The sequence below is a fragment of the Brunnivagina elsteri CCALA 953 genome (genome assembly GCF_002289455.1).
GTDB lineage: Bacteria > Cyanobacteriota > Cyanobacteriia > Cyanobacteriales > Nostocaceae > Brunnivagina > Brunnivagina elsteri.
The window spans coordinates 1-1373 of sequence record NZ_NTFS01000743.1; the positions used below are offsets into that span (position 1 = coordinate 1).

Consider the following 1373-nt stretch of genomic DNA (forward strand, 5'->3'; position numbering starts at 1 on the left):
CCAAATTCTCGGATGGGGATAAACCCTTGTTAGCGGAGATTCTTTCGATTTGGTTAACCCTTTCTCTTTACTTTGGCTGACTCTACGGGCAAAATTGCGTCCTCTTTTAAATGCGTTGGTGTTAGCTACTACCCTTAGGAGTATCGCACCAATTATCCCCAAACCCAATACCCAAAAACCACCCCCAGGAAGGGCACTAAACAACAATCCCAGAATATAACCAAGACATATAATTACACCACTCGCTTGAATCATGGGACTTCATTATATAAAAAATAATTAAGCCTGCACTAGCAAGCTTATCCTGTTACCCAGAACCTTCGTAGAGACGTAGAATTACATGTCTCTACGTCTTTTCCGGAAATATTTAATGATATAGATGATGCTATACGCCTTTAGCAATCAATCACCAAAATTAAATACTTGTACCCAGTTTAAACCCAAGTACCGCATGTACAATCAAAACTAAAAATGCTGTACTTCCCAAATAAGCGTGAAGATTTCGCAAACCAGGATATCCAACAAAAGCTTTGGAAATCGCACCATTAATTGCTAACAGTAGCAAAACACATGAACCAGTCCAAAAATGCTGACTTTCCATGATTGGCTGCTTCTGCATTACCAACGATAATAGACCACCAGTATAACCCAACGCCATAAAAGTGAACATCAACGGTGCAAGCTTGCGGTGGTCACTACGACTTTTAACAGCAACTTCCTTATCCTCAGCTAATCTTCCTTGCCAACCCGCATAAACAACATAGCTACCCAAAACAAAAATTACAACTCCCATCATTGCCGGATGTCCCCAATGCACAATCGGTTCGGGAACATTGAAACCACGAAACCAACCTGCGATCGGTTCCAACACTTCAGCTAATTTAGTACCCATTTTTCTCTCTCAAATCGGTGTAACAAAACTTAATACAGTCACACAGCATAAGTTCTATTACTTACATTCTGCAAGAGATCGACTTATTAATTATCCTTTGATAAATTGCGATCGCCTAAAAGCTGCCAAAAAGCCAAGGTTTAACGCCTGACACTTATACACTATATTTAGTATTTATTGTCAATACATAAGTCCCAAAAGCATGAGATTAAAAAATAAGGTATCTAAATCTTTTACCCTTTGCGTCTCTGCGACTTCCCGTGAGGTAAATTCTACGCAGTCCTATTTTTTAGCAAAGGATAACCTAACTTCTCCCGTTGTTCCACATACAACTGTGCAATCTTCCGGGCTAACTGACGAATCCTACCTATATATCGCGTCCGTTCCGTAACTGAAATGACACCTCTGGCATCCAGTAAATTGAACGTATGTGAACACTTAATCACATAATCCAAACTAGGCAAAACCAAACCTTTTTCAC

The 1373-nt window shown here is 39.8% G+C and carries 3 protein-coding genes; all 3 read right to left on the reverse strand.

Annotated elements, in window-relative coordinates; genetic code table 11:
- Window positions 1–255, reverse strand: a 255-nt coding sequence (locus tag CK510_RS30380; protein ID WP_143289527.1) for a hypothetical protein, incomplete at its 3' end; no start/stop codon positions are given.
- A 160-nt stretch (window positions 256–415) separates the two neighbouring features.
- Window positions 416–892, reverse strand: a complete 477-nt coding sequence (locus tag CK510_RS30385; RefSeq protein WP_095725122.1) for a DUF4079 domain-containing protein — start codon at window positions 890–892, stop codon at window positions 416–418.
- A 272-nt stretch (window positions 893–1164) separates the two neighbouring features.
- The coding region (locus CK510_RS30390) for a glycine--tRNA ligase subunit alpha (RefSeq protein ID WP_143289528.1) at window positions 1165–1373 on the reverse strand (209 nt) is incomplete at its 5' end.